Raw genomic sequence first — 7,365 nt, 5'->3', positions numbered from 1 at the left:
GCATCCCCTCTTTTAGAATGTAAAGAAAGGAATCTTCATGATTCAGATTTTTAACCCATCTCGTTTGACTCGACAGCCATTTTTTATAGATTTGGTGGACTATCTGGACCAGCATGATGATGTGATCCTCCGAGAAATTAAGGCTCAGTTTCCAGATGTAGCAGTCGATAAACTGATGGAAGAGTATATTAAGGCAGGCTTGATCCTAAGGGAAAACAAACGCTATTTTCTCAATCTCCCTTTTTTAGAATCTACGGATGATTTAGCCCTTGACCAAGAAATTTTTGTTCGAGAAGATAGTCCGATCTATCAAGCCTTACTAGAGAAGACTTTTGAGACAGAATTGCGCAATCAAACCAATGCCGCCATTTTAGTCGAACGTACGGACTTTGCAAGAGAAAAGATGACCCTGTCTAACTATTTCTACAAGGTTAAGAATCAATATCCTTTGACACAAAAACAGCAGGAACTCTATGCCATTTTGGGGGATGTCAATCCTGAGTACGCTCTCAAGTATATGACGACTTTTTTACTCAAGTTCCTCAAAAAGGACCAGCTGATACAGAAACGCCGTGATATCTTCGTTGAGAGTCTAGTTGTCTTGGGTTATATTGTTCAAAACGAAGAAGGGAAGTATGAGTTGGCTGTGGATTTTGACAAGGAACGGTTGACTTTCTATTTATCTTAATTGCTTCATTTTGAGCAGATTGTTTGACTTTACTAAAGAATAAGCATAAACTGAATGTAAGCGATAACGTTTATCGTATTAAAAGCAAAGGAGACAGAGCTATGTCACTTGAAAATAAATTGGATCAAGCAACTGGTGCTATCAAAGAAGGATTTGGTAAAGTTACTGGCGATAGCAAGACAGAAGCAGAAGGCACTGTAGAAAAAACAGTTGCGAAAGCAAAAGAAGTAGTTGAAGATGCTAAAGGTGCTGTAGAAGGTGCCGTTGAAGGTCTTAAAAATTCATTTAAGAAAGAAGACTAAAAAAATCAAGGGAATGTTTCCCTTGATTTTTTTATAGATAACGTTCTGCGATAGCTGCGTCTCCAGGATAGTCTTCTTTCTTTCCTTGGACGATCTGGTAGCAATCAGCTCCCTTACCTGCAATAATCACAGCATCGAGTTCTTGATTTGTGATGGCCATCGCCGCCTTGATGGCTTGTTCACGATCGGCAATCTTTTCAACAGGATGACTGATATAGCTGCTGATTTCTTCAGCAATGGCCATTGGATCTTCATAGTTGGGGTCATCCGCTGTGAGAAAGACTTGAATCTCAGGATGTTGATTGAGGAGGAGACCAAAGTCTTTGCGACGACTTTCACCCTTGTTTCCAGTCGAACCGAGAACCAGAGCGATCTTTCCAGTTTGATGGGTTTCAACAACAGAAATCAGTTTTTTCAGACTGTCGCCATTGTGAGCATAGTCGATGAAGACCTTGGCTCCATTTTTCTGAGTGAGAACTTCCATACGTCCAGGAACGCGGGTTGCACCAATCCCTTTTTTGATGTCCTCTAGACTGGCACCTAGACGAAGACAGGCAAGTCCTGCAGCAACTGCATTTTCTTGATTGAAGTGGCCGATGAGTTGGATATCGTAATCACCAGCGAGTTTACCTGTAGCTGAAAAGCTAAAGGCTTTGGAGTTCTCGATTTGGTTACTTGACTGGCTACCATAGAAGTCATGCTCTTGATCTTCCACTTGTTCTTTCAATACAGAAAAGTGGTCCATGTCGCTATTAATGACAACTGCTCGGCTATTTTTCATCAAGAGACGTTTGTGATAGAAGTAGTCTTCAAAGCTAGGATGCTCAATCGGACCGATATGGTCAGGAGTGATGTTGAGAAAGACACCTACATCAAAGGTCAGGCCATAGACTCGATGAACAAGATAGGCTTGGCTAGAGACTTCCATTACAAGATGGGTTCTTCCATTCTTAACAGCCTGAGCCATCATGTCGAAGAGATCGATATTTTCAGGCGTTGAGAAGGAAGATTTAAAGAAGGTCTCGCCATCCAGAGTTGTGTTCATAGTTGACAAGAGAGCTGTTGGGTAGCGTTGAGATAGGATGTGGTAAGCAAAGTACGCTGCTGTCGTCTTTCCTTTTGTCCCTGTGAAAGCGAGAATTTTGAGTTTCTCTTGTGGATTACCATAGAATTCCATCGCAATCAAACTCATGGCTTTCTTGATATCGTTCACAATGATGACGGGGATACCGACTTCGTAGTCCTTTTCTGCGACATACCAACCTAGCCCCTGCGAGATAGCTGAGAGCAGATATTCTTTTTTAAAGGCAGCACCTTTTGCAAAAAAAAGAGTCCCTTCTTTTACTTTTCGACTGTCGTAACTGATGCTGTCAAAAACAACTTCACTGTAGTTGTAGTGGTAATGACCTTGGTCAATAATCTCGCGAAAAAGGCCATCTTTCTTTAAAATATCTAATACGGTTTCAATCTTAATCATACTTTCTATTATAAACTTCAAGCCCGAATTTTACAAGTAACAAGGAAAAGTTTATAATGGAAGATAAGGAACTTTTCCTAGTTATCAAAATTGAATGAGGAAGCTATGTCTAACGAAAACAATCACCAGCAAGCCCAGATGTTGCGAGGGACTGCTTGGCTAACAGCTAGTAACTTTATTAGTCGCCTCCTTGGTGCTATCTACATTATTCCCTGGTATATCTGGATGGGGACCTATGCTGCTAAGGCAAACGGCCTCTTTACAATGGGCTACAATATTTACGCCTGGTTCTTGCTGATTTCGACAGCGGGTATCCCAGTTGCGGTCGCCAAACAAGTGGCTAAGTACAATACCATGCGAGAAGAAGAGCATAGCTTTGCCTTGATTCGGAGTTTCCTAAGCTTTATGACGGGCTTGGGCTTAGTCTTTGCCTTGGTCTTGTATCTCTTTTCTCCCTGGTTAGCAGATTTGTCAGGTGTGGGGAAAGACCTGATTCCCATCATGCAGAGCTTGGCTTGGGCAGTCTTGATTTTCCCATCTATGAGTGTCATTCGAGGCTTCTTCCAAGGGATGAATAACCTCAAACCCTATGCCATGAGTCAAATCGCTGAGCAGGTGATCCGTGTTATCTGGATGTTGATGGCAACCTTCTTCATTATGAAGATGGGTTCTGGTGACTACCTAGCAGCCGTTACCCAATCGACCTTTGCAGCCTTTGTGGGGATGGTGGCAAGTTTTGCAGTTTTGATTTATTTCCTTGCTCAAGAAGGTTTGCTTAAAAGAGTTTTTGAAACACGGGATAAAATCAATAGTAAGCGACTCTTAGTCGATACCATCAAGGAAGCCATTCCCTTTATCCTGACAGGATCAGCCATTCAACTCTTCCAAATCTTAGACCAGATGACCTTTATCAATAGTATGAAGTGGTTTACTAACTACAGCAATGAAGACTTGGTTGTCATGTTTTCTTATTTCTCTGCCAATCCTAATAAAATTACCATGATTTTAATCTCTGTGGGAGTTTCGATTGGGAGTGTCGGCTTGCCGCTGTTGACGGAAAACTATGTAAAAGGCGACTTGCAGGCGGCGGCTCGCCTAGTCCAAGATAGCCTTACCATGCTCTTCTTATTTTTACTACCTGCAACGGTTGGAGTGGTCATGGTAGGGGAGCCTCTTTATACAGTCTTTTACGGTAAGCCAGATAGTTTGGCCATGGGCTTATTTGTCTTTGCAGTTTTGCAGTCTACTATCCTAGGCTTGTATATGGTCTTGTCTCCTATGCTTCAGGCCATGTTCCGAAACCGCAAGGCAGTTCTTTACTTTATCTATGGTTCTATTGCTAAGATCGTCTTGCAATTGCCAACTATTGCTATTTTCCACAGCTACGGTCCCTTGATTTCAACGACTATCGGACTAATCATTCCGAATGTCTTGATGTACCGAGATATCTGCCAGGTAACGGGTGCTCGTCGAAAGATAATCTTGAAGAGAACCATTTTGATTACCATCTTGACCCTTGTCATGTTTATCCTAGTTGGCTTCTTGCAGTGGCTACTCGGTTTTGTTTTCCAACCAAGTGGACGTTTCTGGAGTTTCCTTTATGTGGCTCTCATCGGAGGGCTTGGAGGAGGCCTTTATGGTTTGATGAGCCTACGGACAAGACTCTTAGACAAGATAATCGGCAAAGCTCAAGCAGACCGACTACGTACACGATTGAAAATATCGTAAAAAGATTTATAAATAAAAGTAATGAATTTAACCTTTCTTTAACAGAAAGGTTTTTATACTACATTTTTCTTAAAAAAAGAGAACTTTTTCTAAAATCGAGAGCAAAAAATATGCTTTTTTAAGTTTTTCTTCAGAAATCGCTTGACTAAATAAAACCAAAGCTGTATAATAAGACAAAACTTTTAAATAGGAGGTTCTGGAAATGAAAAAGTCTAAGGCCAAGTATCTGACACTTGCAAGTGTCGTGTTAAGCGCAGGTATCTTACTGAGCGCATGTGGAAATTCAAGTAGCGCTACTAAAACATACAACTATGTTTATTCGAGCGATCCATCTAGTTTGAACTATCTTGCAGAAAACCGTGCAACAACCAATGACATCGTGACCAATTTGGTGGATGGGTTGATGGAAAATGACCAATACGGTAACTATGTTCCATCATTGGCAGAGGATTGGACTGTTTCTCAGGACGGTTTGACCTATACTTACAAATTGCGTAAGGATGCAAAATGGTATACTTATGAGGGTGAAGAATACGCCCCTGTAACGGCCCAAGACTTTGTGACAGGTTTGAAATATGCTGCTGATAAAAAATCCGAAGCCTTGTACCTGGTTCAAGACTCGGTAGCAGGTTTGGATGACTATATCAACGGAAAAACAACTGACTTTTCAACTGTCGGTGTTAAGGCGATTGACGACCAAACGGTTCAGTACACTTTGACACGTCCAGAATCTTATTGGAATTCTAAAACAACTTCAACCATTCTCTTCCCTGTCAATGCAGACTTCTTAAAATCAAAAGGGGATGATTTTGGTAAGGTAGACCCTTCTAGTATTTTGTACAATGGACCTTTCTTGATGAAATCTTTTGTTTCAAAATCTGTTATCGAATTCAAGAAAAATCCCAACTACTGGGATGCTAAAAATGTCTTTGTGGATGGTGTGAAATTGGCCTATTATGATGGTAGTGACCAAGATGCACTAGCACGTAACTTTGTAGAAGGAGTCTATAGCTACGCGCGTCTCTATCCAAATAGCTCAAGCTTTGAAGGCATTAAAGAGAAGAACAAGGATAACATCATCTATAGTATGCAAAATGCAACTTCTTATTACTTGAACTTCAACTTGGACAGAAAATCTTATAACTTCACTTCTAAGTCCTCAGATATCGAAAAGAAATCAACCCAAGAAGCAGTTCTGAATAAAAACTTCCGTCAAGCCTTCAACTATGCTTATAACCGTACTGCCTATGGAGCACAATCTCAAGGGGAGGACGGAGCAACGAAGATTATTCGTAACTTGGTTGTACCTCCAACATTTGTAAGTATCAACGGAAAAGACTTTGGCGATGTTGTTTCAGAAAAGATGGTCAACTATGGCCAAGAATGGCAAGGAATCAACTTTGCGGACGCGCAAGACCCATACTACAATCCTGATAAAGCTAAGGCTAAATTTGCGGAAGCTAAGAAAGAATTGGAAGCTAAGGGTGTGCAATTCCCAATCCACTTGGATGTATCAGTTGACCAATCAGCTAAAAAAGGTGTACTTGAAGCAAGTTCTTTGAAACAATCCATCGAATCTGTTCTAGGAGCTGAGAATGTGGTTATCGATATCCAACAGATATCAACAGATGAGTTTAACAACTCTAGCTACCTCGCTCAAACTGCAGCTCAAAAAGACTTTGATATCTATAATGGCGGTTGGAGTGCGGACTACTTGGACCCATCAAGCTATCTAGATATCCTAAATGTCAATAACGGTGGTATGTTGCAAAACCTTGGTCTAGAACCAGGTGAGGTCAATGACAAGGCTAAGGCAGTTGGTCTGGATACTTACACTCAAATGTTAGAAGAAGCGAACAAGGAGCAAGAACCAGCAAAACGTTATGAAAAATATGCTGAAGTTCAAGCTTGGCTCGTTGATAGCGCCCTTGCTATTCCAAACGTTTCTCAAGGTGGAACACCGACCTTGAGAAAGACAGTTCCATTCTCATCACCATTCTCACAAGCTGGAAATAAGGGTGTCGAATCATACAAGTATCTCAAGTTGCAAGATAAGACTGTAACGTCTGATGAGTATGAAAAAGCGAAAGAAAAATGGCTGAAAGAAAAAGAAGAATCAAATAAAAAAGCCCAAGAAGAACTGGCAAAACACGTTAAATAACCAGTCTATTCAACAGGAAAAACGATAGTTTCTAAAGGAACTATCGTTTTTATATAGTTTGAAACTATAACTAGCTCTTGAAAACAAGAAAATAAGTTAGTGAAAATAAGTGGTACAATAGTTACTATAGATTTGGAGGTATTGTATGAGCAAAGAACTACACATCAACACAATTTTGGCCCAGGCGGGAATCAAGTCAGATAAGGCAACAGGTGCCTTGGTGACGCCGCTTCATTTTTCAACTACTTATCAGCATCCGGAGTTCGGTCAGTCTACGGGATTTGACTACACGCGTACTAAAAATCCAACTCGTAGTAAGGCGGAGGAGGTTTTGGCGGCAATCGAATCAGCAGATTATGCCCTAGCGACAAGCTCAGGTATGGCTGCGATTGTACTGGCCTTTAGTGTCTTTCCAGTAGGAAGTAAAGTCTTGGCTGTTCGTGATCTGTATGGGGGTTCTTTCCGTTGGTTCAACCAAGTGGAGCAGGAAGGTCGTTTCCATTTTACCTATGCCAATACTGAAGCAGAGTTGATTACTGAGCTGGAAAATGATGTGGATGTTCTCTATATTGAAACACCAACCAATCCCTTGATGTTGGAATTTGATATTGCCAAACTAGCCAAACTAGCTCATGCCAAGGGTGCCAAGGTAGTGGTGGACAATACCTTCTACAGTCCGATTTACCAACGTCCGATCGAAGATGGTGCGGATATCGTTCTTCATTCAGCCACCAAGTACTTAGCCGGGCATAATGATGTCTTAGCTGGGGTGGTTGTGACTAATAGTTTAGAACTATATGAGCAACTTTTCTACAATTTGAATACGACAGGTGCCGTCCTATCACCGTTTGATAGTTATCAGTTGATTCGTGGTCTTAAAACTCTACCTCTTCGTATGGAACGTTCTACAGCCAATGCCCAAGAAGTGGTTGCCTTTTTGAAGGATTCACCTGCTGTCAAGGAAGTGCTCTATACTGGACGTGGGGGTATGATTTCCTTTAAAGTAGTG

The 7,365-nt window shown here is 41.3% G+C and carries 6 protein-coding genes; 5 read left to right on the top strand and 1 reads right to left on the bottom strand.

What is annotated here, in order from left to right; all coding sequences use genetic code 11:
• Positions 1-37: 37 nt before the first annotated feature.
• Together SORDD27_RS05350 and SORDD27_RS05345 are read left to right on the top strand one after the other, a co-directional pair.
• Complete coding sequence (locus tag SORDD27_RS05350) at positions 38-688, top strand: DUF1803 domain-containing protein (RefSeq protein WP_061427774.1); 651 nt, start codon at positions 38-40, stop codon at positions 686-688.
• A gap of 101 nt (positions 689-789) precedes the next feature.
• On the top strand, positions 790-990 hold the full coding sequence (locus tag SORDD27_RS05345; protein ID WP_000051179.1) for a CsbD family protein: 201 nt from the start codon (positions 790-792) through the stop codon (positions 988-990).
• A 31-nt stretch (positions 991-1,021) separates the two neighbouring features.
• On the opposite strand, the gene SORDD27_RS05340 is transcribed toward SORDD27_RS05345, so the two are convergent.
• A complete protein-coding gene (locus tag SORDD27_RS05340; RefSeq protein WP_061427772.1) occupies positions 1,022-2,467 on the bottom strand; it encodes a UDP-N-acetylmuramoyl-L-alanyl-D-glutamate--L-lysine ligase in 1,446 nt (481 codons plus the stop codon).
• A gap of 105 nt (positions 2,468-2,572) precedes the next feature.
• On the opposite strand from SORDD27_RS05340, the gene SORDD27_RS05335 reads away from it, so the two are divergent.
• From SORDD27_RS05335 to SORDD27_RS05325, 3 genes are all read left to right on the top strand, one after another.
• Positions 2,573-4,195 carry a putative polysaccharide biosynthesis protein gene (locus SORDD27_RS05335; protein WP_061427771.1) on the top strand — a complete coding sequence of 541 codons (1,623 nt, stop codon included), beginning with the start codon at positions 2,573-2,575 and terminating at the stop codon, positions 4,193-4,195.
• A gap of 202 nt (positions 4,196-4,397) precedes the next feature.
• The gene (locus SORDD27_RS05330; RefSeq protein ID WP_061427768.1) at positions 4,398-6,356 is read left to right on the top strand and encodes a peptide ABC transporter substrate-binding protein; all 1,959 of its coding nucleotides are present in this window, start codon (positions 4,398-4,400) and stop codon (positions 6,354-6,356) included.
• Between the two features lie 145 nt (positions 6,357-6,501).
• Positions 6,502-7,365 (top strand): PLP-dependent transferase (locus SORDD27_RS05325; protein ID WP_231069305.1); only part of this gene is annotated, 864 nt, incomplete at its 3' end.

Source organism: Streptococcus oralis, assembly GCF_001579025.1.
Taxonomy (GTDB): domain Bacteria; phylum Bacillota; class Bacilli; order Lactobacillales; family Streptococcaceae; genus Streptococcus; species Streptococcus oralis_X.
The sequence above is the reverse complement of the archived record's forward strand: the minus strand, read 5'-3'. Positions and strand labels throughout refer to the sequence as shown.